Origin of the sequence: Compostimonas suwonensis, assembly GCF_002797855.1 — a bacterium.
GTDB classification, from domain to species: Bacteria; Actinomycetota; Actinomycetes; order Actinomycetales; family Microbacteriaceae; genus Compostimonas; species Compostimonas suwonensis.
Map to the genome: position 1 here is coordinate 232,042 of NZ_PGFB01000001.1, position 24,570 is coordinate 256,611.

Annotated in this window: 17 protein-coding genes and 2 CRISPR repeat arrays; of the genes, 11 read left to right on the forward strand and 6 right to left on the reverse strand. The window is 66.3% G+C overall.

Annotated features, from left to right (window positions below; translation table 11 throughout):
- Positions 1-11: 11 nt before the first annotated feature.
- The 5 genes from CLV54_RS01025 to ddaH form a co-directional block, all read right to left on the reverse strand.
- On the reverse strand, positions 12-722 hold the full coding sequence (locus CLV54_RS01025) for an alpha/beta fold hydrolase (protein ID WP_211294400.1): 711 nt from the start codon (positions 720-722) through the stop codon (positions 12-14).
- A 221-nt stretch (positions 723-943) separates the two neighbouring features.
- Positions 944-2,158, reverse strand: a complete 1,215-nt coding sequence (locus tag CLV54_RS01030; protein ID WP_100343102.1) for a hypothetical protein — start codon at positions 2,156-2,158, stop codon at positions 944-946.
- A gap of 33 nt (positions 2,159-2,191) precedes the next feature.
- Positions 2,192-2,800, reverse strand: coding sequence for a septum formation family protein (locus CLV54_RS01035; protein ID WP_170061934.1), 609 nt, complete (start codon positions 2,798-2,800; stop codon positions 2,192-2,194).
- Positions 2,801-2,961: 161 nt separating this feature from the next.
- Positions 2,962-4,188, reverse strand: a complete 1,227-nt coding sequence (gene rocD / locus CLV54_RS01040; protein ID WP_100343606.1) for an ornithine--oxo-acid transaminase — start codon at positions 4,186-4,188, stop codon at positions 2,962-2,964.
- A gap of 26 nt (positions 4,189-4,214) precedes the next feature.
- A complete protein-coding gene (gene ddaH / locus CLV54_RS01045; RefSeq protein ID WP_100343104.1) occupies positions 4,215-5,075 on the reverse strand; it encodes a dimethylargininase in 861 nt (286 codons plus the stop codon).
- Positions 5,076-5,233: 158 nt separating this feature from the next.
- Here ddaH and CLV54_RS01050 point away from each other — a divergent pair, with 158 nt between their 5' ends.
- The 9 genes from CLV54_RS01050 (at position 5,234) to cas2e (ending at position 16,831) form a co-directional block, all read left to right on the forward strand.
- A complete protein-coding gene (locus CLV54_RS01050) occupies positions 5,234-5,671 on the forward strand; it encodes an Lrp/AsnC family transcriptional regulator (protein ID WP_100343105.1) in 438 nt (145 codons plus the stop codon).
- A 199-nt stretch (positions 5,672-5,870) separates the two neighbouring features.
- Positions 5,871-7,368: a CRISPR direct-repeat array (repeat unit 29 nt; unit sequence GTGCTCCCCGCCTGCGCGGGGATGATCCG).
- Positions 7,369-7,503: 135 nt separating this feature from the next.
- Positions 7,504-10,614 carry a CRISPR-associated helicase/endonuclease Cas3 gene (locus tag CLV54_RS01055; protein WP_100343106.1) on the forward strand — a complete coding sequence of 1,037 codons (3,111 nt, stop codon included), beginning with the start codon at positions 7,504-7,506 and terminating at the stop codon, positions 10,612-10,614.
- Positions 10,607-12,286, forward strand: a complete 1,680-nt coding sequence (casA, locus tag CLV54_RS01060; RefSeq protein ID WP_100343107.1) for a type I-E CRISPR-associated protein Cse1/CasA — start codon at positions 10,607-10,609, stop codon at positions 12,284-12,286. Before CLV54_RS01055 ends, casA begins: the two co-directional genes overlap by 8 nt.
- The gene (gene casB, locus CLV54_RS01065) at positions 12,283-12,984 is read left to right on the forward strand and encodes a type I-E CRISPR-associated protein Cse2/CasB (protein ID WP_100343108.1); all 702 of its coding nucleotides are present in this window, start codon (positions 12,283-12,285) and stop codon (positions 12,982-12,984) included. The genes casA and casB overlap by 4 nt, the downstream gene beginning before the upstream one ends.
- Positions 12,981-14,108, forward strand: coding sequence for a type I-E CRISPR-associated protein Cas7/Cse4/CasC (gene cas7e, locus CLV54_RS01070; RefSeq protein ID WP_100343109.1), 1,128 nt, complete (start codon positions 12,981-12,983; stop codon positions 14,106-14,108). Before casB ends, cas7e begins: the two co-directional genes overlap by 4 nt.
- Positions 14,105-14,854, forward strand: a complete 750-nt coding sequence (gene cas5e / locus CLV54_RS01075; protein WP_100343110.1) for a type I-E CRISPR-associated protein Cas5/CasD — start codon at positions 14,105-14,107, stop codon at positions 14,852-14,854. The genes cas7e and cas5e overlap by 4 nt, the downstream gene beginning before the upstream one ends.
- Complete coding sequence (gene cas6e / locus CLV54_RS01080) at positions 14,855-15,508, forward strand: type I-E CRISPR-associated protein Cas6/Cse3/CasE (RefSeq protein WP_100343111.1); 654 nt, start codon at positions 14,855-14,857, stop codon at positions 15,506-15,508.
- Between the two features lies 1 nt (position 15,509).
- Positions 15,510-16,478, forward strand: coding sequence for a type I-E CRISPR-associated endonuclease Cas1e (cas1e, locus tag CLV54_RS01085; RefSeq protein WP_100343112.1), 969 nt, complete (start codon positions 15,510-15,512; stop codon positions 16,476-16,478).
- The gene (gene cas2e, locus CLV54_RS01090) at positions 16,472-16,831 is read left to right on the forward strand and encodes a type I-E CRISPR-associated endoribonuclease Cas2e (RefSeq protein WP_100343113.1); all 360 of its coding nucleotides are present in this window, start codon (positions 16,472-16,474) and stop codon (positions 16,829-16,831) included. Before cas1e ends, cas2e begins: the two co-directional genes overlap by 7 nt.
- 343 nt (positions 16,832-17,174) lie before the next feature.
- A CRISPR array of direct repeats spans positions 17,175-19,282; the repeat unit is 29 nt; unit sequence CGGATCATCCCCGCGTGGGCGGGGAGCAC.
- A gap of 312 nt (positions 19,283-19,594) precedes the next feature.
- Here the strand turns inward: cas2e and CLV54_RS01095 are convergent.
- The gene (locus CLV54_RS01095) at positions 19,595-22,183 is read right to left on the reverse strand and encodes a CocE/NonD family hydrolase (RefSeq protein WP_211294401.1); all 2,589 of its coding nucleotides are present in this window, start codon (positions 22,181-22,183) and stop codon (positions 19,595-19,597) included.
- A gap of 214 nt (positions 22,184-22,397) precedes the next feature.
- Here CLV54_RS01095 and CLV54_RS01100 point away from each other — a divergent pair, with 214 nt between their 5' ends.
- Positions 22,398-23,840 (forward strand): AAA family ATPase, encoded by a 1,443-nt coding sequence (locus CLV54_RS01100; protein WP_100343115.1) that lies wholly within the window; start codon positions 22,398-22,400, stop codon positions 23,838-23,840.
- A 321-nt stretch (positions 23,841-24,161) separates the two neighbouring features.
- Positions 24,162-24,527 carry a GntR family transcriptional regulator gene (locus CLV54_RS01105; RefSeq protein WP_245861206.1) on the forward strand — a complete coding sequence of 122 codons (366 nt, stop codon included), beginning with the start codon at positions 24,162-24,164 and terminating at the stop codon, positions 24,525-24,527.
- The last annotated feature ends 43 nt before the right edge of the window (positions 24,528-24,570 follow it).

The window sequence follows — 24,570 nt, forward strand, 5'->3', positions numbered from 1 at the left end:
GTGCGCGCGGGTCAGGACAGCGAGCGCACCGCGCTTACGATGACCTCGGCGACCTCGGCCGAGTGCGACACCGCGATCGAGTGCGAGCCGCCCTCGATCTCTGTCACGGTCGCGCCGAGACGGGCGACGGCCGCGCGCTGCGAGTCGGGGTTGATGGCGTTGTCGGCGCCGGAGAGCACCCACCAGCTGGGCACGCGCTTCCAGGCGGGCTCGACGGCGAGCGGCTCGCCGAAGGCCACGGCCGCGACCGGGCGCTGGTTGACGGCGCCGACGGCCGCCTCCTCGTCGGTCACGTCGGCCGCGAACGCCTCGCGGTACTGCTCCTCGTCGATCGTGAACTCGGGGAGGTCGCTTCCCGGGTAGGCGTGCGGCCGGAGGGCGGCACCGAGCTTGGAGTCGGGGAAGCCGGCCGTCGACTCCTGCACGGTCATGCCCTTGTCGAGCCCGAAGGAGGCCACGTAGACGAGGCCCTTCACGTTCTCGGCCGTGCTTCCCGCATAGGTGATGACGGGGCCGCCATAGCTGTGGCCGACGAGCACGACGTCGCCCTCGGTCTGTGCGACGACGCTCGCGACGTATTCGCCGTCGAAGGTCACGCCGCGCAGCGGGTTGACGACGGTGCGCACGGGGATGCCCGCCGCCTGGAGGTGCGTGATGACCTTGGACCAGCTCGATCCATCGGCGAACGCTCCGTGAACGAGCAGGACTGTGGGAGTAGCCATGATGATCTTTTCCTTTCGGCGCGAGCGCGGCGCCCGCTGTCTAGTGAGGAAGAACGACCGTTCTACTACTTCTATTCCGAAAAAGCTCGGAGTTCACCCGACTGCAGTGTCGCGGCATCCTGTGCGGCCCACTTTATGCCGCCTCCGGCCCGGGTGAAAGGGTGTTCCCGCGTTGTTCATCACGCGCCTCGCAGGAACGAGCTCGGCGGCGAGCGCGGGTGTCAGCCCAGGTCGAAGGTGAGGAGCCCCGGCCGGTGCGAGGTCGCCGCGGCGAGGGTCTCGACGAAGAGCGGATAGGCGGGGAAGACGTCGCCCCGCGCGCCCGGAGCCACGTTGCGGCCGAGCGGCACCCGCGTGCGCGCGCCCGAGCTCTCGACGAGCAGCAGGGCGCGCTGCCCCGTGGTGTAGCTGGGCGGCGTCGCCACCACGCTCGAGAGCTGGTGCACGAGGAACATCCGGCCGTCCACCTGGATCGAGCTGGGCGTCACCGCGATCCGCGACGGCACCCGGCCGCGGCCGCGCTGGGAGAACAGGCCGATGAGGCCCACGATCACGGCGGCCAGCACCAGGGCGCCGACGATCACGAGCACATCGGTCTCCCCGTCCATCAGGGCGAAGACGCCCACGGCGATCGCGATGAGCACACCCACGACGAGCACGATCGACAGCGCCGTTCGCGAACGACGCAGGGGGGTGTGATCGAGCACGAAGTCGCCGGATGCCGCGGGGGCACGCCGGCTCGCGGCATCCACCCGGGACTCGGCCCCAGCCGCACCTGCCGAACCTGTCACGCCCGCAGCGGACGCACCCGGCGCCCACCCCTCGGGCGCGCCCCCGCCGTACGGCGTCGCGCCCACGATCCCCGGTGTGACGGCCGGGCCGACCGGGGCTGCGACACCTGCCAAACCCACCGCACCCACCGCACCCGCCGCACCCGTGACCGGGCTCACATCCGCGAGCAGGGCGTTGAACGTGGCCGGAGAGAACCAGGTGCAGACGATCTCGACGCGCTCCGTCTTGGTCGTCACGATGAGCTTGCGCGTCGAGGCCGTGCGCACACCGTTCGTCGACTCGCGGATGACGAACGACGAGAACCGCGCCTCCGAGCGCGTCCAGCGGTCGCGGCTGCGCCCGGCACGGTAGACGGTGACCTCGGTCGGCGTCGTCACGATGCGCACCGGCCCGGTGACGAACACGCGCACGATCGCCCAGACGACGCCGATCGTGAGGATGGCGAAGCAGATGACGACGAGCGTGCGCTGGTCACGGACGCGGAGGATCTCGCCGATGAAGAACTTCGGGATGACGATCGACAGGATGGCGGTGATCAGCAGGAAGCCCAGCAGGCTGCCCAACCGTCGGCCCACACCGGAGGAGTAGTTGCCCGTAGCCGCAGCCGTGATCGTCATGACCGTTCCCGCTTCATCCGTGCTCATCCTGTTCGATTTCGAGATCCGCTCGACCGCTCGCTAGATCGCGGCGCCCTTGAGGCTGCCCGTGGTCTGCGTGTCCGAGTAGACGATGCAGACGACCTCGCGGTCGCCGTCCTTCCAGCTGCCCTCGGACGGGTAGAGGTAGGAGTACTCGATCGACGAGTCGGCGTAGGCCATGCCGATGAAGTTGGGGAACTCGCCCTCGCAGCCGGCGTCGGCCTGGGTGAGGATCGAGTCCTCACCCGGGTACGTCGCGTCCGGGATGTCGAAGGTGTAGTAGACCTCGTTGTCGTGCGGCTCGGCGCACGGCACAGCGGGAACCTCGGAGACCTCGGTCGCGTCGAGGTTCTCGTCGTTGTAGCAGTCGCCCACGAGGAGGGTGAAGGCGTCGGCCTGGCCGGCCTCGGACACCTCGGCCGTGTCGGAGTCGCGCTGGGCCTGCGCGGGGAAGATCGAGTCGAGCACACTGCACGCAGAGAGCGAGAAGACGACGGCGGCTGCGGCTGCGAGGGAGGCGACGAGCCGAACCCGCGGGTGGGAGATGCGCAGGGACATGGAGGAGGACCTTTCGGGATTTCTCACGACGCCCTTCGGGATGCGGTGATGCGGCGAGCGGGCGTCGTCGACGGCGACAACGATGCGCACTCCGACAGGCCCCTCGGGCGAGGAGCCCGTGCCCCCGAACAGGGCACAGTCACAGTGCGCGATCCGAGCATAGCGGCTCGGCGGTGAACACGGGTTAACAAACGGGCCGACAACCCGGATGTCGCGGCGAATCCGTGCCCGCCTCGTTCCCCGATCCTGGATCAGCGCCCGCGCAACTCCTCCAGCACGCCCTCGAGCTGCTCCACGGCCCAGTCGAGATCCTCGGGCTCCACAACGAGCGGCGGCGCGAGGCGGATCGTCGAGCCATGGGTGTCCTTCGCGAGCACACCGCGCGCCATGAGCAGCTCGCACACCTCGCGTCCGGTGCCGAGGGCCGGGTCGATGTCGATGCCCGCCCAGAGCCCGGCGCCGCGCAGTGCCACGACGCCGCTGCCGACGAGGCCCTCGAGCCGGGAGTGCAGCCGGGCCCCGAGCACACGTGCACGCTCCTGGTATTCGCCGGTGGCGAGCATCCGCACCACTTCGATGCCGACGGCCGCCGCGAGCGGATTGCCGCCGAAGGTCGAGCCGTGCTGGCCAGGGCGCAGCACGCCCAGGATGTCGCTGTCGCCGACGACCGCGGAGACGGGCACGATGCCGCCGCCGAGCGCCTTGCCCAGAAGGTAGAGATCGGGAACCACGTCGACGAGGTCGCACGCGAACGTCGCACCCGTGCGGCCGAGGCCGGACTGGATCTCGTCGGCGATGAACAGCACGTTCTCGCGCGTGCAGATCTCGCGCACCCGCGGCAGGAAGTCGGCGGGCGGGACGACGATGCCGGCCTCGCCCTGGATGGGCTCCACGAGCACGGCCACGGTGTTCTCGTCGATCGCCGCTTCGATGGCCGCCGCATCCCCGTACGGCACGGTGCGAAAGCCCGGCGTGAACGGCCCGAAGTCGTCGCGGGCGTCGGGATCGTCTGAGAAGCTCACGATCGTCGTCGTGCGCCCGTGGAAGTTGCCCGCCATGACGATGATGTTCGCCTGGTCCGCCGCGACGCCCTTGACCCGGTAGCCCCAGGCCCGGGCGACCTTGATTCCCGACTCGACGGCCTCGGCGCCCGTGTTCATGGGCAGCACCATGTCTTTTCCGGCGAGCGCGGCGAGCTCGGTCACAAAGGCGCCGAGCTGGTCGTTGTGGAACGCGCGGCTCGTGAGCGTGATGCGATCGAGCTGGGCTTTCGCCGCCTCGATGAGCACCGGGTTCGAGTGGCCGAAGTTCACGGCGGAGTACGCGGCGAGGCAGTCGAGGTAGCGCCGGCCGTCGACATCCGTCACCCAGGCGCCGTCGCCGGATGTCACGACCACGCGCAGCGGGTGGTAGTTGTGTGCCGCGTGCTCTTCTTCGGCACCGATGTAGGCGTCAGCCTGCGAGATCGTCGTCACCATGCTCTTCTCCTTCTGATCCACGGCCTCTACGACCGCAGCTCGAGCGTGCAGCACTTGACCCCGCCGCCGCCGCGGAGGAGCTCGGACAGGTCCACGCCGATCGGGTTGTAGCCGCGCTCGCGCAGCTGCCGCTCGAAATCGGTGGCGCGGGAGGCGATGACCACGTTGTAGCCGTCGCTGAACGAGTTGAGGCCGAGCACCGCGGCATCCTCTTCTGTGACGATGATCGCGTTCGGGTAGCGCTCGCGCAGGATGCGGAGGCTCGGCTCGTCGAAGGCGCTCGGCAGGTAGGCGATGTTGGCATGGCCGTCGACCGCGACAGGGTCGAGCACCGCGATCGCCGTGTCGAGGTGGTAGAAGCTCGGGTTGACGAGGTTCAGTGTGACGACCTCGCGGCCGACGATCTCGGCCAGCTCGGTGTGGCTCTGCGAGTCGCTGCGGAAGCCGGTGCCGGCGAGGATGACGTCGCCGACCAGGAGGAAGTCGCCTTCGCCCTCGTTGACGTTGGCGGGCTCGACGACGCGGAAGCCGCTCTCGCGGAACCAGTCCATGTAGGCGGGGCCCTCCGGCTGGCGCTCCGGGTACTGGAAGCTCGCGCCGTAGGCGATGCCGTCGAGCACGAAACCGCCGTTGGCCGCGTAGACCATGTCGGGCAGGCCCTCGATGGGGTCGATGAGGCGCACGTCGAAGTCGAGACCGAGGTAGGTGTTGTAGAGCGTCTCCCACTGGGCGACGGCGAGCGCGGTGTCGGTGGGAACCTGCGGGTGCATCCACGGGTTGATGCGGTAGCTGACCGTGAAATGGTCGGGGCGGCACATCAGCACGGTGCGGTGCACGGGGGTGCGCCGGGTGGGAACCGCGGCGGGTTCGAGGATCGTCGTCGACATAGGGTGGGGCTCCTGAATCCTTGAGTGACGGGATGGGCGGACCAGGTCGACGCCATCTCCAGTGTCGCACGCAGCTATCCGGTAATACCCTCCATGTGACGCGAAATTCGTGCGTACTTCATTGGTTGAACGCAATAAACGAGCGTACACTCAACGGCATGGACAATCTCGACCGCAGTATCCTCGACGAGCTCCGCCGCAACTCCCGGGCAGGCTACGGCGACATCGGCCAGATCATCGGCCTGTCGGCCTCCGCCGTCAAACGCCGCGTCGACCGCCTCGTGGCCGACGGCGTCATCCGGGCTTTCACGATCCAGGTCGACCCGACCGTCGACGGCATGAACACGGAGGCCTACGTCGAGCTCTTCTGCCGGGGAACCGTAGCGCCCGAAGAGCTGCTGCGCATCCTCTCGGCCGTGCCCGAAGTGGTGGATGCCGGCACCGTGACGGGCAGCGCCGACGCCATCGTGCACATGCGCTCCCGCGACATCCCCAGCCTCGAAGCCGCCCTCGAACGTGTGCGCATCGCCCCCAACGTCGACCACACCCGCTCGGCCATCGTGCTGTCGCGCCTCATCCACCGCTCGAACGACTGAGGCCTGGGCGGGCCGGCTGGCTGGTTGAGCGGTCTGAGCGGCCGTGGAACAGGACGGATGTCGCGGCACACCGCCATCGGGCGTCACTGCGGTGGCGTGGCGCGACATCCATCCTGTTTTCGAGACGCGGTTCCCCGGCGAATGCGACAAAGTGACTCGATTCCCGAGGTTCGGTGACATAAAGTCCTGATTAGCAAGTGTGCTCCCCGCCTGCGCGGGGATGATCCGAACAGCAGCACGGCGGTGAGGTTCGTGAGAGCGTGCTCCCCGCCTGCGCGGGGATGATCCGTCCACTGATTCCCTGCCACGAGCACGCGCCCGGTGCTCCCCGCCTGCGCGGGGATGATCCGGGCACGAATATGTCGATCGAGAGGTCTTGCGTGTGCTCCCCGCCTGCGCGGGGATGATCCGTTCGCGGCCTCGATCGTCAAGCTGATCACCGTGTGCTCCCCGCCTGCGCGGGGATGATCCGGCGGGAGCGCCCTGTGAGCCCTTCTCCCGAGAGTGCTCCCCGCCTGCGCGGGGATGATCCTCAGGTTCCTCTAAGACGTTGCTGTCCAGGTATGTGCTCCCCGCCTGCGCGGGGATGATCCCGGCCCTGCGTCGGAACTGCCTTGAGGTCGAGCGTGCTCCCCGCCTGCGCGGGGATGATCCGCCCCGGAGTGACCGGGGCTTGAATGGTGTGCGGGTGCTCCCCGCCTGCGCGGGGATGATCCGTGCATGAACACGGATTTGTACCCGTTTGGTAGCGTGCTCCCCGCCTGCGCGGGGATGATCCGCCGCTAACCAAGGCGCAGATCGCAGACGGCGTGTGCTCCCCGCCTGCGCGGGGATGATCCGACGCGCCGGGTCATCAGTGTCGATCCGGGCTCGTGCTCCCCGCCTGCGCGGGGATGATCCGCCAGAACTCGTGATCATGGGCAGCAGCTTGCGGTGCTCCCCGCCTGCGCGGGGATGATCCGACTCACAACAAACTGCCAGTGGCTGAATCTGGTGTGCTCCCCGCCTGCGCGGGGATGATCCGCGATCGGCAACAAGCCGCCGTCGGTCTCGAATGTGCTCCCCGCCTGCGCGGGGATGATCCGAAGGGCGGGATGCTCGCCAACCTCAAGCCACAGGTGCTCCCCGCCTGCGCGGGGATGATCCGACTTACCACAAACTGTCAGTGGCTGAATCTGGGTGCTCCCCGCCTGCGCGGGGATGATCCGGCAGGCGGCACCGTGAGTACGGCCGATCACATGTGCTCCCCGCCTGCGCGGGGATGATCCGTCGAGATCATCCACGGTCATTCGAGGTAGTCCGTGCTCCCCGCCTGCGCGGGGATGATCCGTTGAAGACTTCATTGACTATCACGGAGTCACGGTGCTCCCCGCCTGCGCGGGGATGATCCGGATGGCGACTACACGGAGATGGGCGCCGCGATGTGCTCCCCGCCTGCGCGGGGATGATCCGCCGACCGGGCGAGAAGAGCGAACCACGGTGCGAGTGCTCCCCGCCTGCGCGGGGATGATCCGTCCTCCACAACACGATCCATGCGGATCGGACCGTGCTCCCCGCCTGCGCGGGGATGATCCGCCGCAGGATAGCTCCCATAACGCGGTGTGGCGGTGCTCCCCGCCTGCGCGGGGATGATCCGCTGCGGGTGCCGCGTGAATGAGTGGGCGTGGAGTGCTCCCCGCCTGCGCGGGGATGATCCGTAGTCCTGTGCAGGCGTCGGGAAGCCTGCCTGATTACTCCCCGGCCTCGCCGGGGCACTAGGCCAAAAACAATTTTTCTTGCCCGTCACGGCAAGGTGATCTCGGGGAACACGTGCTCCTGGCTATTACCGGGACATGCAGGGAATACACAAACGGAAGGGCGAATTTCAGAGAGACCTGAAAGGGGGGTACCTGATTTTTAGCACAGTGCATACGCTTGCATCAGATCTGCGGTCGACGCGTCACGCCCACCACTCCAATTGCCGGAGCCGAACAACACATACTTTCCTCGGGCCCCGGCAGCAAAGCAAGACACAGATTCGGGGGGTAACGATCGTGGCGTTGAGCACAGTCGCTCGCACCCCCTGGGCGAAATCGAGCGAGGATGAGACATCCTGGCTCCCTCTGCACGTGCACATGGCGGACTCAGCGGCGGTCGCCGACATCCTGTGGGACGAGTGGATCCCACGTAGCGTACGAGAACTCCTCTCGCGCGATCTCAACGACGATCTCGAATTCACCCGCCGGGTTTTCGTTTTCCTCGCCGCGCAGCATGACTGTGGCAAGTGCACACCCGCGTTCGCAGTGCAGGTGGAATCCCTCACAGGCAGGATGCGAGATGCAGGGCTTCGATTCAGGATCGGGGCGAACTCCACTGAACGCAGCCGACTGCCTCACTCGGCTGCGAGCTTCCACCTGCTCACTCACTGGCTCACGGAGAACCAGCATTGGTCGAAGCCGGTCGCACAGAGTTACGCGGCCGTAGTGGGCAGTCATCACGGTGTCACACCAACATCCGAACAGGCGCGCGTGGTCGGTCAATTACCCGAGCTGGTCGGAGAAGGCGAACTCTGGAAGAACACGCAGCACGAGTTGATCGACTACGCAGCCCGACTCGCTCTCCACGATGGCGATCTGGGCGCCATGGCCAACAGGCCGCTTTCGCCCCGCTCTCAAGTTCTCCTTACAGGGCTCGTCATCGTAGCCGACTGGATCGCAAGCGACGAGACACGCTTCTCCTACGATTTCACAGGGCTGAACTCGACTGAGCGAGCGCGTCGAGCCCTTGGCGATCTCAGGCTGACCCCTCCATGGCAGCCAGGAGAAACACGCGATGACGTCGAAGGGACTTTCCGCGAACGATTCGGCCTCGGGAACAAAGCGACTCTCCGGCCAGTGCAGAGGGCAGCATCCGAACTCGCACGCACACTGCCTCACCCGGGTCTCATGATCATCGAAAGCGAAATGGGCAGCGGCAAGACCGAGGCTGCCCTTCTCGCCACCGAGATCCTGGCGACCCGTTTCGGGCAGGGCGGATGCTTCGTCGCTCTGCCCACCATGGCGACGAGCGACGCGATGTTCTCCCGAGTGCGTCGTTGGGTCGAACATCTGCCCGTCGATCCGGACGCCATCGATGTGCGGAGGAGCATGTATCTCGCTCACGGGAAGGCCTCCCTAAACGAGGAGACGCTGGACCTGCTCGCAAACTTCCGAGCGGTCGGAGACCACCAGGGCAAGGGGGAATCTGCCGAGGAATGGCTGATCATCCACGAGTGGCTGAACGGCCGCAAGAAGGGGCCTCTCGCGAACTTCGTGGTCGGCACGATCGATCAGGTGCTCTTCGCCGGCCTCAAAAGCAGACACCTCATGCTGCGACACCTCGCACTCGCGAACAAAGTGGTCGTCATCGACGAGGTCCACTCCTACGACGCCTATATGAACGTCTATCTCGAACGGGTTCTCGAGTGGCTCGGGCACTACGAAGTACCCGTCATCATGCTCTCAGCGACGTTGCCGACGGGAGTGCGGAAAAAGCTCCTGCGCGCATACGCGGGTGAGCGTCGGCCTTCCGCCCACCCGAAACCTGACAACGAGACATCGGAGGAGAAGGCCGAACGAAAGCAACGCCTCCGCGCAGCGTTCAAGGCCGGCGTCGTGGAGGAAACAGATCCTTTCGCTGCTCTCGACGACATTCGAAGTTACCCTCTCATCACCGCTGTCTCCGACGGAGAGCTGTTCATCACCCCTGTCGAAGCCCCCGGCGAGAGCCGCCAGGTCGAGCTCATCCGTGCAGCGGATGACGATGAAACCCTTCTTCGCATCCTCGATGAGTCGCTCGCCGATGGGGGCTGCGCGGTCATTGTGCGGAACACCGTCGCACGGGCACAGGACACCATGCGGCTGGTGAAGGAGCATCTGGGCTCCGATACCATCGTCAAACTCGCTCATTCGCGTTTTGCCGCGAACGATCGCGTGGAGATAGACACCTGGCTGCGAACCACCTTCGGGTCTCCGGACAGCCCCGGACGACCGCCGAAAGCGATAGTCGTGGGCACCCAGGTTCTCGAACAATCCCTCGATATCGACTTCGACGTCATGGTTACAGACCTCGCCCCCACCGACCTCCTGCTCCAACGCATTGGGCGGCTCCATCGCCATGAACGCGGTGGCCGACCATCGGCGGTGGCCGAAGCCCGGTGCCACATCGTCGGAGTGGAGGACTGGTCGACGACCCCACCGACGATCGGTTCCAGTACAAGCACCATCTATAGCGACTACCCGCTCCTGCGCACTCTCATGGCCCTGGATTCGATAGTGGGATCGAACCGCTTGAGTCTCCCCCGCGACATCCCTGCCCTGGTTCGCGCTACATACGACGTAGTCCGGGATGCTCCACCGGGGTGGGACGAACCGTTGGAGATCGCACGGAGAACATGGGACGCGGAGATCGAAAGCAAACATCTCCGAGCTCAGACCTTCCTCCTCGGCTCACCGGGTAGGGATGGCTCATCGCTCGTGGGGTGGATCGATCGAGGTGTCGGAGAAGTCGATGGCGATTCCCCCGAAGGCCAGGCACAAGTACGGGACACCGAGGACACGCTCGAGGTTCTGCTCGTGCAACGGGTGGGTTCCGATATCCGCACTCTTCCGACCCTCGCGCATGGCGGCGGTCTTGTCATCAAGACGATGTGGCCGCCGGATGACTCTCGAGTCGAGCGCACCGTAGCCAATTCGAGCGTCAGGCTGCCTCCGTCGCTAACTGCGCCCTGGCGCTTCAATCGGGTGCTCGGCGCCCTGGAAGAGAACGCCTTCGAGGGATGGCAGAAATCGTATTGGCTACGCGGTCAATTGGCACTCGTGCTCGACGAGAACATGCACGCCGAGCTCGCGGGCGCCGACGTGAGATACGACAAGGAGTTGGGGTTGATCGTGACCATCATCAAGAAAGGTGACAGCAATGGATGACGAACGACCATCCTTTTCGCTCATCGACGATCCGTGGATCCTCGCGGAGTTTCGCGACAGCCACGTCGAGGAAGTCTCGATCGCACGACTCTTCCGTGAGGCCGGTGACCTTCGGGGGATCGTCGGCGAGGTTCCCACGCAGACCTTCGCGATCACCCGGTTGCTCATCGCGATTCTGCACGGTTCTCTCCGACCCCTTGATGACGACCCCGTCGAGGAATGGCGTGAGCTCTGGAACTCGGAGGGCTCGCTCCTCGACATCGTCACGTTGTCGAAATATCTCGACGAAGTACACGACCGTTTCGAGCTGTTCCATGGCGCCGAACCGTTCTACCAGGTGGCCTCGCTCATGACGACGAGCGGCGACGTCTCGTCCCTCGACAAACTCATCGCAGACGTGCCCAACGGCGCTCCCTTCTTCACGACACGACTGAAACGCGGCACGGCCTCCATCTCCTACGCGGAAGCCGCCCGCTGGCTCATTCACTGTCAGGCTTTCGACCCCTCCGGAATCAAGTCGGGAGCAGTCGACGACCCGCGGGTCAAAGGAGGAAAAGGCTACCCGATCGGCGCCGCCTGGGCGGGCTCGCTCGGAGGAATCGTTCTGGAGGGGCGAAATCTCCGCGAGACTCTGCTGCTCAACCTCGTCCTCGGCGACGGCGACGGCCAGCCCTTCGCGACCGACGACTGGCCCACCTGGGAACGAGAGCAGCTCACGGCCCGGGAGGAGGTCGCGGGAGGCCGGCAGCCCCGTGGGCCCGTCGACCTGCTCACGTGGCAGAGCCGGCGCATCCGTCTCGTCCCATCCGGCGGTGCCGTCACGGGAGTCATCATTGCCAACGGCGACCCGCTCAAACCGCAAACCGCACCCAACGTGCACAATCTCGAGACGATGACGGCGTGGCGTCGCAGTGAGACCCAGGAGAAAGCCCTCCGTCAGCCGCGGGTATACATGCCGAACGAGCACAGACCCGAGCGAGCGCTCTGGCGAGGTCTCGGCGGGATACTTCCGCAGAGCATCAGAGAAGAACAGTACAAGGAAGGATCTCGATTCCTCCCGCCACCATCGCTCGAATGGTTCCGCAAGCTCCAAGACACGGGAGTTCTGAGCGAGGACTTCACGATCCGAACCCATGCCATCGGCATGGAGTACGGCAGTCAAAGCGCAACCGTCGCCGAGATCATCGACGACGTCGTGAGTTTCGACAGTGTTTTGATTTCGGAACGCGGCGCTTCTCTCACAACTCGCGCCCTCCTCGCCATCGAGCAGACCGACAAGGCGGTCTTCCATCTCGGCATCCTGGCTCGCAACCTCGCGATCGCGGCTGGCGGCCCACCGGACGGACCCGGCGATCGCATTCGCGAGGAGGCCTACTTCCTCCTGGACACCCCGTTCCGACAGTGGCTGCGGGAACTCGATGCTTCCTCCGACCCCCGAAGTGCGGGGATCGCGTGGAACGCTCAAGCGGGCGCCATCCTCCGCCGAATCGCACGCGAGGCCGTGGATGCCGCAGGCAATGCCGCATGGGTCGGACGCACGAACCCCCGCACCGACCGGCACGTTAGCTCTCCGGAGGCCTTCTCGTTCTACCTGAGCGAACTCCGGAAGGTTCTTCCCGACGGCGATGACGTCGAACCCGACCCGAAAACACTCTTGGAGGTGGCGCAATGACGATCGAAACGCCCGGCAATGCCGAGGAAGATCTCGACGATGAAAGGCTCAGGCGCCGATATGGGCATTACGCGCCGCTCTACTCTTTCATCGACGCTCGTGTTCGCAAACTGCAATCCGGCTACCTGCGCAAGGACTCCGGCGATGTGGCCTCCCTTGCCAAGCTCCGACGGGTAGCCGGGGCCGACCCGGGCTCCGAGCCCGCCGTATGGGAAGTCATGAAAGGGATGCCAGCGAGCCTCATCGGTTCGGGGGACGCGCCGTCGAAGTCGGAGACCGCAGCTCATCACGCACTCACTCTCTATGCACTGCACCAGCAGTCGAAGGGGGGTGCGATGCATCGCCGAGGGCGGGGCATCGGGCTCGCGGCACGCCGTCTGGGCCGGGAACGCGCAGTGAGCGAGGAGGCGACCCGCCGCCGATTCCAAGCTCTGGGAACGGCTTCCAGCCTCGCCGAGGCTGTGCATCATGCGCGTGGCCTCATCTCACAGTTCCGCGCAGCGGATGTCCCGCTCGATTATGCGGCCTTCGCCGTCGATCTCGCAAGATGGCAGGATCCCCTGCTGATCAAGGCGGTACGCCTCGCCTGGGGTCGCGACTATTACCGAGCATTTGCAATAGATGACGAGACCGACTCGGCAGCGTCCGGCATCGACGACGACAGTTCAGACGACAAATCACTGGGAGAAGAACAATGAGTAAAACGATCATCGATATCCACGTCCTCCAAACCGTGCCGCCGAGCAACATCAACCGTGACGACACCGGGAGCCCCAAACAGGCGCAATATGGTGGAGTGGCGAGATCGCGTGTCTCCAGTCAGGCGTGGAAGCGCGCGACGAGGAAGGCCTTCGAAGAGACCCTCGACCCAGCCGAGCTGGGTGTTCGCACGAAGAGAATCGTGGAACTGATCGCTGGGAAGATCACACGACAGCGCGTAGATCTGGCTGACGACTCCTTGACCATCGCCGAGAAAGCGCTCAAGAAGGGTGGCTTCGTGGTCGAGAAGCCCAGACCGGCGAAAGGCTCGACAACCGAGCCCGTGGCCGAGAGCAAGTTCCTTCTGTTCCTCAGCGACCAGCAGATCTCGAACATCGCCTCTCTCGCAATCGAGGGAAACGATGGAGGCGAGTTCGACGGTTCGGCGATCAAAAAAGCCGCCGACCAGGCCCACAGCGTAGACCTCGCTCTTTTCGGGCGGATGGTCGCCGACGCCGTCGACCTCAACGTGGACGCCGCGGCCCAGGTCGCTCATGCGATCAGCGTGCATGCCGTCGAGAACGAGTTCGACTACTTCACAGCCGTCGACGACAAGAAGCCGGATGATGCATCCGGCGCCGGGATGATCGGCACCGTCGAGTTCAACTCGTCGACGCTGTACCGCTATGCGACGGTGAACGTGAACGGACTTCTCTCAAACCTCGGAAGCGTCGATGCGACATCCAGGGCGGTCGGCGCATTCGTTCACGCCTTCATTACGAGCATGCCCACCGGTAAGCAGAACACCTTCGCGAACCGCACCCTCCCGGAGGGCGTTGTGGTCGTCGTGAGGGACTCGCAGTCGGTGAACCTCGTCGGCGCATTCGAGGACGCAGTCGCTGCCGGCGAAGGCGAATCGCGAGTGCAGATCGCAAGCGAAAAGCTTGCCGACTACGCCACCGAGATCGAACGCAACTACGGGGTCGGCTCCGTGGCGAGCTACGTGCTGCAGGTCGGTCCGTACACGCGAGGTCTCATCGCCCTGGGAACGCCGACTTCCCTTTCCGACATGGTCACCGCACTCGAGTCGCTGACCTCGGAGCGCCTTCAGGAACCCGCATGACGGTGCTTCTCATCAGGCTCGCCGCGCCTCTCCAATCATGGGGTGATTCGAGCAGATTCGTACAACGGACGACTCGACGCGAACCGACCAAAAGCGGGATCATCGGGTTGATCGCGGCAGCTCAAGGCCGCCGCCGCACGGACGAGATCGAAGATCTGGTACAGCTCAGCTATGGGGTGCGCACCGAACAGCCGGGTGAGCTCTTACGAGACTTCCAGACCGCTCAGCGCTGGCAGTCACCGAAGCGCGACGGCAGTGTGGACTCGATGCCGTTGTCGTATCGCTACTATCTCTCCGACGCTGTGTTCCTCGTGGGGCTCCACGCCGACGCGTCCCTCTTGGAAGGGATCGAGGACGCGCTCCGAAACCCGGTGTTCCCCCTCTACCTCGGGCGACGCTCCTGCCCCCCGGATGGCATACTGCCGATCGGTCGGCGCGAGGGAACCCTCGTCGAAGCGATGCGGAAAGAACGAACCTGGCACGCCTCAGCACATGTCAAACGAAAGGAGCGGAACCGCAGGGTGCTTCTCCCGTTTGCCCGGGATGTCGTTGATGAGAATGAGCGTGGGGAGACCGTGCGCGATATTCCGTTGAGCTTCGATCCCGAACGCAGAGAATACGGCTGGCGCACGGTCGTGACAGGAGAACGTATCGAGGTCGACAATCCGGACGGAACGGTGGAACCTACGGCGCATGACGGTAAGGCTGGCGGACATGACGCGTTCGATCTGGCGAAGGAGTTCTAGATGTTCTTGACGCGGATGTTCCTCAACCCCGCCAGACGAGGCACTAGGCTGCTCGTCTCGTCACCGCAAGCGATGCATGCGGCCGTGCTCGCCGGGTTCGCTCCCGACACGGCGGACAGCACGGCAAGCGGACGAACCCTCTGGCGACTCGACCACGAAGCGCATCAGCTGATGCTTCTCGTGGCCAGCCCGACCGCGCCCGATTTCACTCACCTCATCGAACAAGCCGGGTGGCCGACATCCAGCACCTGGGACACCATCGACTATACGGGCTTCCTCTCCCAGATCACGCGAGGACAGCACTATGCCTTCCGGATCTTCGCGAATCCAGTGCGTACTCCGCGTGACCCCGAGCTGGAAGGCAAGATCGTCGGCCACGTCACTGCCCGGCAGCAAGCGAGCTGGCTGATCGATCGGACGACCGCGAATGGCTTCCAGGTGATGAGTAACGACGACGGCGAACCGCAACTGCTCGTCAGCAATCGAGAGAAGAAGAGCTTTCGCCGTGGCTCCGCCACCGTGACCCTGGCAACGGCGCAGTTCGACGGCAGGCTCGAGGTGACAGATGTCGATGCGCTCAGGAGGGCGTTGACATTCGGCATCGGACGCGCGAAAGGCTACGGCTGCGGACTTCTCACCCTGGCTCGGCTGTGACATGGCGAAACGTCCGGGTACGCCACCGCCAGAGCTGCCGGAGCTCGTACGCGCCGACGAGCGGATCTCCTTCATCTATGTCGAACGCGCCGTAGTCCACCGCGACCAGAACGCGATCACCGCAACGGATGAACGTGGCACCGTGCACATCCCCGCCGCATCCTTGGGCGCGCTCCTCCTGGGGCCGGGAACCCGGGTGACTCATCAGGCCATGCTGCTGCTCGCGGAAAGCGGTTCGACAGCAGTGTGGGTGGGCGAACGAGGTGTCCGGTACTACGCCCACGGCAGAACTCTCGCACGCTCGACGAGACTGCTCGAAGCCCAGGCCCGAGCATTCGCCAACCAGTCATCGCGGTTGCGGGTCGCACGCGAGATGTACGGCATGAGATTTCCGGGCGAGGATGTCGGCGAGCTCACGATGCAGCAACTTCGGGGGCGTGAAGGTGCTCGAGTGCGCCGGATCTATCGCGAAGAATCGAAACGGACCGGTGTTCCCTGGACGAAACGGGACTACGACCGCGAAGATTTCGAGAACTCCGACCTCATCAACATGGCCCTGTCCTCGGCGCACACCTGCCTCTACGGAATTATGCACGCAGTGATCGTCGCAATTGGATGCTCACCGGGTCTCGGCTTTGTGCACACCGGACACGAGCGATCCTTCGTCTACGACATCGCCGACCTCTACAAGGCCGAGCTCACGATCCCGATTGCTTTCGACGTTGCGGCGACGAACCCTGTCGACGTGGAATCGGACACCCGCCACGCGGTGAGGGATGCGGTATACGACGGTTCGGTGCTGACACGGTGCGCCCGCGACATCCGCAAGCTCCTCCTCCCCGACGATGACGGTGAAGGGCTCGAGATCTACAACATCAACGTCGTCAAGCTCTGGGACCGCGGGGATCGCGTCGTATCGGGAGGGACGTCGTACGCCGAACTCGAGACGATAGGAGACGGCGAATGGTAGTTCTCGTTCTCACAGCATGCCCGTCCGGCCTTCGTGGTCATCTCACACGATGGCTACTGGAGATCAGCTCAGGCGTTTTCGTCGGCCATGTAAGCGCACGTGTACGAGACCTCATGTGGGAACGGGTCGTCGAGTTGGCCAAAGACGGTCGCGCGATCATGATCTACTCCGCGAGAAACGAGCAGAAACTCGCCTTCAAAGTGCATCGACACGATTGGAAGCCCGTCGACTTCGACGGCATCCAGCTCATGCTTCGACCCAGCGAAGACCAAACCGAGAAGACTCCCCCGCTTCGACCCGGCTGGAGCAACGCGAGCAAATATCGAATGGCAGCCCGGCGCCGAAAGTCTTGAGCGTGACGCTCGGATGAATCAGACCCTGGCCATGAGGAGGCTCGACGAGCTCGGCTCAATCTCTCCCGTCGACCACACCACACCGTTGAGAGTTGCAGTTCGGGTCATCCCCGCGTGGGCGGGGAGCACGGACCACCGACGGCAGCCTCTCGCAATACCTCCGGATCATCCCCGCGTGAGCGGGGAACACCCTTCGAGCCACGCAGGCACTCCTCGGGCATGCGGATCATCCCCGCGTGGGCGGGGAACACGCGACGCCGAGGAGCCATCCGAATTACGAGAACGGATCATCCCCGCGTGGCGGGGAACACGAATCTGAACAGTCACTTCTCTCTCCCTCTCACGGATCATCCCCGCGTGGGCGGGGAACACAGCGGGTGGGAAGAGGGTAAGAACCCTAGAAACGGATCATCCCCGCGTGGGCGGGGAACACCAACTCGCGCAGTTCGTCGTCGGGCGGCGCATCGGATCATCCCCGCGTGGGCGGGGAACACGACCGACCGGCAGATCCCCGCATCCTGATCGACGGATCATCCCCGCGTGGGCGGGGAACGCCAAGGGCCCTAACAAGACGGCGTAGCCGTCACCGGATCATCCCCGCGTGGGCGGGGAGCACATCGTGAAAACCGTGATGTGGCATGTAACGAGCGGATCATCCCCGCGTGGGCGGGGAGCACCCGCGTGAGGCGGGCGTTTAGGGTGCGTTTGCCGGATCATCCCCGCGTGGGCGGGGAGCACCCTTTACCATCCAACAACGACGCGTAGTTGCTCGGATCATCCCCGCGTGGGCGGGGAGCACGTCACGGCAGGGCTCACCGGCCCAGCCGGAATCGGATCATCCCCGCGTGGGCGGGGAGCACCGTCCTCTGGTCCCTCGACGAGGGGCGCATACCGGATCATCCCCGCGTGGGCGGGGAGCACTGGCACACTTTCGTCGACGGCCTCAGTGCTGACCGGATCATCCCCGCGTGGGCGGGGAGCACAATCTCGACAGTTCGTTCTCTGTGATTGCCAGCGGATCATCCCCGCGTGGGCGGGGAGCACTCTGATCCAAGAACGATAGGTCTGATCGACAACGGATCATCCCCGCGTGGGCGGGGAGCACTCGACGCGTCCGCACTCGACGCAGCGCAGGGGCGGATCATCCCCGCGTGGGCGGGGAGCACGCTTGCTTGGTGATCGGGCGGATCGAGACGTCCGGATCATCCCCGCGTGGGCGGGGAGCACGCCCACGAGCGCTACCGGTAAGTGCGGCCGCACGGATCATCCCCGCGTGGGCGGGGAGCACTGCACACCCGAATCACTCTTCGGCGCACTCTACGGATCATCCCCGCGTGGACGGGGAGCACCGAGACGGTCTGATCGCCCGCCGCACGTTCGCCGGATCATCCCCGCGTGGGCGGGGAGCACTCATCGTCGGCTCCTGCTGCGGCGTAGCAGCTCGGATCATCCCCGCGTGGGCGGGGAGCACGCCGGCCACAAGGCCGAGGACATCGCCCCCTTCGGATCATCCCCGCGTGGGCGGGGAGCACAGCCCCTCGGCTTCAACGATGTCGAACTCGAACGGATCATCCCCGCGTGGGCGGGGAGCACGTTGACCCTGGCTTCCTCGATTAGGCGGTGCAGCGGATCATCCCCGCGTGGGCGGGGAGCACGAAGGCGATCAACGCCGACAGGGTTCCGTCGTAGGATCATCCCCGCGTGGGCGGGGAGCACCCTGACCTGACCCCCGTCCCACTACTTCTCGTCGGATCATCCCCGCGTGGGCGGGGAGCACGCCGGACAACGGGCCGGATGCGGCGGAGCGCGCCGGATCATCCCCGCGTGGGCGGGGAGCACTCATTGCAACTAGTCGTCGTAGAAGCTTTCTCCGGATCATCCCCGCGTGGGCGGGGAGCACTCGCGGAAGTTCGCCGCGTGCGTGTCGATGGCCGGATCATCCCCGCGTGGGCGGGGAGCACGTCGACCGCGGACAGGTCGATGATGACGCCACCGGATCATCCCCGCGTGGGCGGGGAGCACCTGGCTCGGAGCAAACCTTCACAGCTGCCTCGCGGATCATCCCCGCGTGGGCGGGGAGCACTTCTCCCAGCACGACCAGCAGAGCATGCCGACCGGATCATCCCCGCGTGGGCGGGGAGCACCGACGAACGCTGATCTCGTCGATGTTCTCCAACGGATCATCCCCGCGTGGGCGGGGAGCACGCTGCGGCTGATGCGTTCCGTGATGGCAACAACCGGATCATCCCCGCGTGGGCGGGGAGCACCAACAGTCCAGCTTCTTTGGTCTGCCGGGCGACGGATCATCCCCGCGTGGGCGGGGAGCACGGAGGAGATGCAGAAAGCACTGCAGAACCGCAGCGGATCATCCCCGCGTGGGCGGGGAGCACGGCAGTTCGGCATCGTCGTTCTCGTAGACGAGCGGATCATCCCCGCGTGGGCGGGGAGCACACTACTTGACCAGGAAGTTTAGCTTGTGGGTCTAGCGAATAGATTCACTTTCGCTCAAGGCTGCACAACCCTGCGTCGCAGCAGCTCAAAAGGCAATATCGAGCCGAGGACAACCGCGACCGGGCACGTGGAACAGGCCGGACGGGCGCCACACCGCACTCAGGTACCGCCGCGACGGCATGGCGCCCATCTCATCCTGCGTGGCGGGCTTCACCCCGCCGGGGCTCTGGGTTGTCACTCGCTCACCGACGACGAAGGCCAGGTGCCCACGACAGGGGTCGTGGGCACCTGGCCGCTGAGGGGTGAAGCTGCCTAGTCGGTCGGGTCCTCCGAGGCCGTACGACGGCGGCGCACCATGATGAAGACGGCGCCCGCAGCCACGAGCAGCGCGGCGAGCAGCGTCAGCGGGGTCGCCAGCGTGACGCCGGTCTGCGCGAGCTCGCCCTGCGAACCGGAGCTCGGCTGGCTCACGCTCGACCCGGGCTCGTCATCCGAACCGCCCGAACCACCCGAACCGCCCGAGCCGGGCTCCTCGACGTCCGGATCCTCACCCGAGCCGGGCTCCTCGACGTCGGGCGCGGGCTCGACCCAGATGCTGAGGGTCTCGCTCGCGCCGCCGAGGGTCGCAGTGATGAGGTGCGGGCTGGCGTGCACGAAGGTGATCGTGTCGCCCTCGATGACGTCGCTCTCGACCGAGCTCGTGAGCGTGACCTCGTCCGTCACGTCGCCGAGCGGGCTGCCGGCGGCGTCGAAGGCGGTCACGGCGACCGTGATCGAGTCGCCCTGGTCGACGCTCGTCTCGCTGGCCTCGATCTCGAGCGAGGCGGCCAGCTCGGCGGCCGTCGCCCACGACGCGTAGGCCGTGGCGTTCGCGGTGAGCGGGGCGGTGAAGTCGAACGCGACGGTGTGCTCCGCATCCGCGAACCAACCCTGGAAGAACAGCTCGTCGGCCGTCGGCGCGGACGGCTCGACCGCGGTCTCGCCGTATGCGACCGTCTGCTCGGGGATCGCCTCGCCGTGACCGCCGAGGTCGAAGCCCAGGGTCACGGGCGCCGGAACGCCGAGGCCCGCCGAGTCGGCGGCCGCCTGCAGACCGCCCACGACAGGCAGCACGATCTTGCTCACCGTCGTGTCGACGGTGAGCGTCGTCGCCGGGGTTCCCGCGACGAAGCCGCGCAGGTTCGTCGCGACGACCACACCGATGCGGTGGCCGGCCGGGAACACCTGGTCGTACGGCTCGAGCGGCCAGCTGAAGCCGTACTTCTGACCGGGCACGACCGGGGTCGCCTGCCCGTCGATGAGCGACTCGCGGTTCGACGAGTCGAGCACCCCGCGCGTCACCCGCCAGAAGGATGTCTCGGCCGAACGCCGCTCGACCTCGAGGTAGCACGCGTCGTCGTTCTCGCTCGCCTCGCCCCAGCAGCTGCTCTGCTCGGTGTTGACGACGCCGTCGCCCGGACTGCGCGGAGTGCGGACGGTCGTTCCGTAGTCGACGAGGATCGCCGAGAGGTTCGACTGCGGCTGATCGAGCGCGGCGCTCAGCTGCACGGTGGGCGTGCCCGAGATCCGCAGATCGGATTCGAGCGGCTCCGAGAGGAAGACGAGACGGCTCGCCTGCGAGCCCTCGGGGTCGTCGATGAGCGTGTTCTCGTTCGGGTTCGCAGCGCCCGTGAACGACAGCGAGTCGAGCCCGCCGCCGGCCTGGAGCTCGAGCGCGCCCGCGGCACCCGCCTCGGTTCCGGAGAGGAACACGTCGACCGGCTCGGTGCCGGGGACGGGCCAGCTGGCGTAGTCCTCGTATTCGCCGGGGTCTGTCTCGACGGTCGCCTGCGGCTCGGTCATGATGCCGTTCTGCACTCCTTGCAACCAGTAGTCGAACCAGCGGTGCAGCGTGTCGACCCACTCGTCACGACGGTAGTCGAAGGGATCGACGTGACCCAGCTTCGAGAGCCAGATCTTGCGGGGCACGTCGCGCTCTGACAGGGCGCTCCAGTAGTCGCCGAGCTGGCTCATCCGCACGTTGTCGTCGTTGAGGCCGTGGACGGCGAACACCGAGGCCTTGATCTTGCCGACGTCTTTGAGGTAGCCGCGGTCGGCCCAGAACTGGTTGATGTCGCCGGTCTCGTCGCCGTCGATGGCGCTCATCGTCTCGCGGGTCGGTGCGCACAGGGCACGTCGGTCGGGGTTGGTGACCGTGTTGGAGAGGCTCGCGGGGTAGTCGGTGTTGTGCCGGATGCCGCCCGTGCGCGAGTAGCGGTACCACTCGGTGATCGCGGAGATCGGCACGATCGTCGTGAGGCCCTCGACACCCGTCGCGGCGACGCCGTTGGCGAGCGTACCGTCGTAGGACTTCCCGGTCATACCGGCCTTCCCGTTGTGCCAGGTCGCCGTCACCGGATTGCCATCGGCGTCGAAACCGGGTACCCGCCCCTGCAGCCAGTCGATCACGACCTTCATGCTCGCGATGTCACCCGGGCCGCCCTGCATGGGGCAGCCCGTGGAGGCTGCGGTGCCGTCCATGTGGGCGAGCAGCACGGCGTAGCCGCGGGGCACGAAGTAGTTGTCGAGGAAGAGCGGCCACACGTCGTTGATGCCGTCACCGTCGACATCCTCGATGTGCTCGGACTCGTTGCCGCGGCCGAGGGTCGTGTAGTACGGGCTCGCGTCGATGATCGCCGGCACCTTGAGCGCGCCATCGGACTCCCGGGGGCGGATGACGTCGAGGGCCGTGACATCCGTGACACCGTCGAGGTCCTGATCGACGCCCGCGACCGGGATGAAGATGCGCTCCCGGATCGCGTCGGCGTAGTCGAAGACGGGCGCGGTCTTCCCGTCGACGACGCTGATCGCGTCGGCGGGAGCGGCGAAGGCGGCAGCCGGGGCCAGCGTCGCCCCAAGCACCGCCGATGCGACCGCGATCGTGGGGATGGCAAGCCAGCGACGACGCCGTCGGTGATGGTGCCCTGAACTATGCGATGGAAGTGATTTGTTGTCCATTCCTTATACTTACCCCCCATTTGCAGTACATTCACAGACCCTACAGTGATATGTCACATAAAATTAACATGTAGACCTTATCTGGCGAGTCGTCGACCCACCCGCCTAGGCTCGGACGATGGATGATCGTGACCAGGGCTTCGTCGACACCTTCCGCCGCTTCCTCGAGGAGGTCATCCGCAAGCAGCCGGTGCGGGAGTCGGAGCTCACCCCGCTCGGCGAACTCGTGCAACGACACCTCGGCACGGATGTCGCGACGCTCCCCGTCGTGAGCGAGATGATCGCCCAGCATCGCCTCGTCGACGCCGACATCGCGCTCGAGCTGCTCGGCGGGGAGGATGCGCAACTGGTCGGGGTGACCGGTGGCCAGCAACGGTTCCAGGAGGACCTGCCGCAACTGCTCTCCCACGCCTTCGTGCGCTTCGCCCCCGGCCCGGTCGACTACACCCAGGCCGACACCGGCCCCGACAGCAGCCGCCAGGTCGTCTCGCTGGGCGTGCGGCTCTTCCACGTCGATGGAGCGCCCGTCGTCGTGCTGCAGCGCTCCGCCCAGCCGCGTGTAGGCCGCAACACGGCCTCACTCGAGGTGCTCGCGGCCGACACGGCGACGAGCGGCGCCGTGCTCGCCGACATCCGCCGTCTCATGCTCGAGCACAGTGTGCTGCGCGGCCAGGTGCTGTCGTTCACGGCCGACCAGTTCGGCCACGGGGCGGCGGGGGCGACCTTCCTGCAGCGGCCGCACGTCGACGCCCATACCGTCGTGCTCTCGCCCGGGGTTCTCGAGCGCGTGACCGACCACGTCATCGAGATCGGCCTGCAGCGCGAGAAGCTGCGCGCTGCCGGACAGCACCTCAAACGCGGCATCCTGCTCTACGGCCCTCCCGGAACCGGCAAGACCCTCACCGTTCGGCACCTGCTCAGCCGCACCGAGGGGGTCACCTCGATCCTGCTCGCGGGCAGCAGCATCCGGTTCATCACCGAGGCGACCGAGCTGGCCCGCGCGATGCAGCCGGCGATCGTGGTGCTCGAAGACGTCGATCTCGTCGCGAGCGAGCGCGGTATGCACAACGGCCCGCAGCCGCTGCTGTTCGCGGTGCTCGACGCACTCGACGGCCTCGACGGCGATGCGGATGTCGCGTTCGTGCTCACGACGAACCGCGTCGACTCGCTCGAACCGGCCCTCGCCGCCCGCCCCGGTCGCGTCGACCTCGCGCTCGAGATCCCGCTGCCCGACGCCGAGGCGCGCCGGCGCCTGTTCGCCCTCTACTCCGCCGGGCTCCCGCTGAGCGACGAGGCCGTGGCGGCGGCGGCCGATCGTTCGAATGGCGTCACCGGCTCGTTCGCGAAGGAGCTCATGCGCCGCACGGTGCTGCGCGCCGCGCTCGACGACCGCGAGGTGGTCGACAGCGACCTCTCCGAGTCGCTCGACGCCCTGCTCGCCGGCGGGGAGCAGCTCACCCGCAGCCTCCTCGGCGTGGCCGGCGACACGCCCCCGCCCGCCCCGGGCGGCGGCACGAACTTCGGCGGGGTCGCGGGCATCGGCTGGATGTCATACGACTGAGGTGGTCGAACCGCGGCGCCGCCCGGATCGGGACACGGGTCGGAGCATCGGTCGGGACATAGGCCGGAGCACGGGTCAGGACGTCGGCCGGAGCACGGGTCGAGCCACCGGTTGGCGCACGAGTCGAGGCACCGGTTGGCGCACGGGCCGGGGCACGGGTTGGTGCACGGGCCGGGGCACCGGTCGCCGCGCACCCGGCAGGTCGAGCGCATCGGCCCGTCGGACGCGCGGAAAGATACCAGAGACACATCACCCACGGGTGGAGCACAATGGTCCAATGGCCGGGGGCTGCACGCGTCGATTCGGTCGAGAGGATGCCGCATGATGTCGTTCCGCATCGACCCCGAGTCGCCCGTGCCGCCCTATGAGCAGCTGCGCATCCAGATCCGGGACGCGGCCAGGAACGGCACCCTCGTCGCCGGTGCGAAGCTGCCCACGGTGAGAGGACTCGCCGAGCAGCTCGGCCTCGCCGCCAACACCGTCGCCCGCAGCTATCGGGCGCTCGAACACGACGAGGTCATCGAGACCCGCGGGCGGCTGGGGTCGTTCGTCGCGGCGCAGGGCGACCCGGTTCAGCGGCAGGGCCAGCTCGCGGCATCCGCCTTCGCGGAGCGCGCCGTGGAGCTCGGGCTCACCGCCGACGAGGCGCTCGCGCTCGTGCGCGCCGCCCTCGCCGCGAAGCACTAGAGCCGCCCCTCTCCCTTTTCCTCCTTTTTCCTCCTTCCCCTGC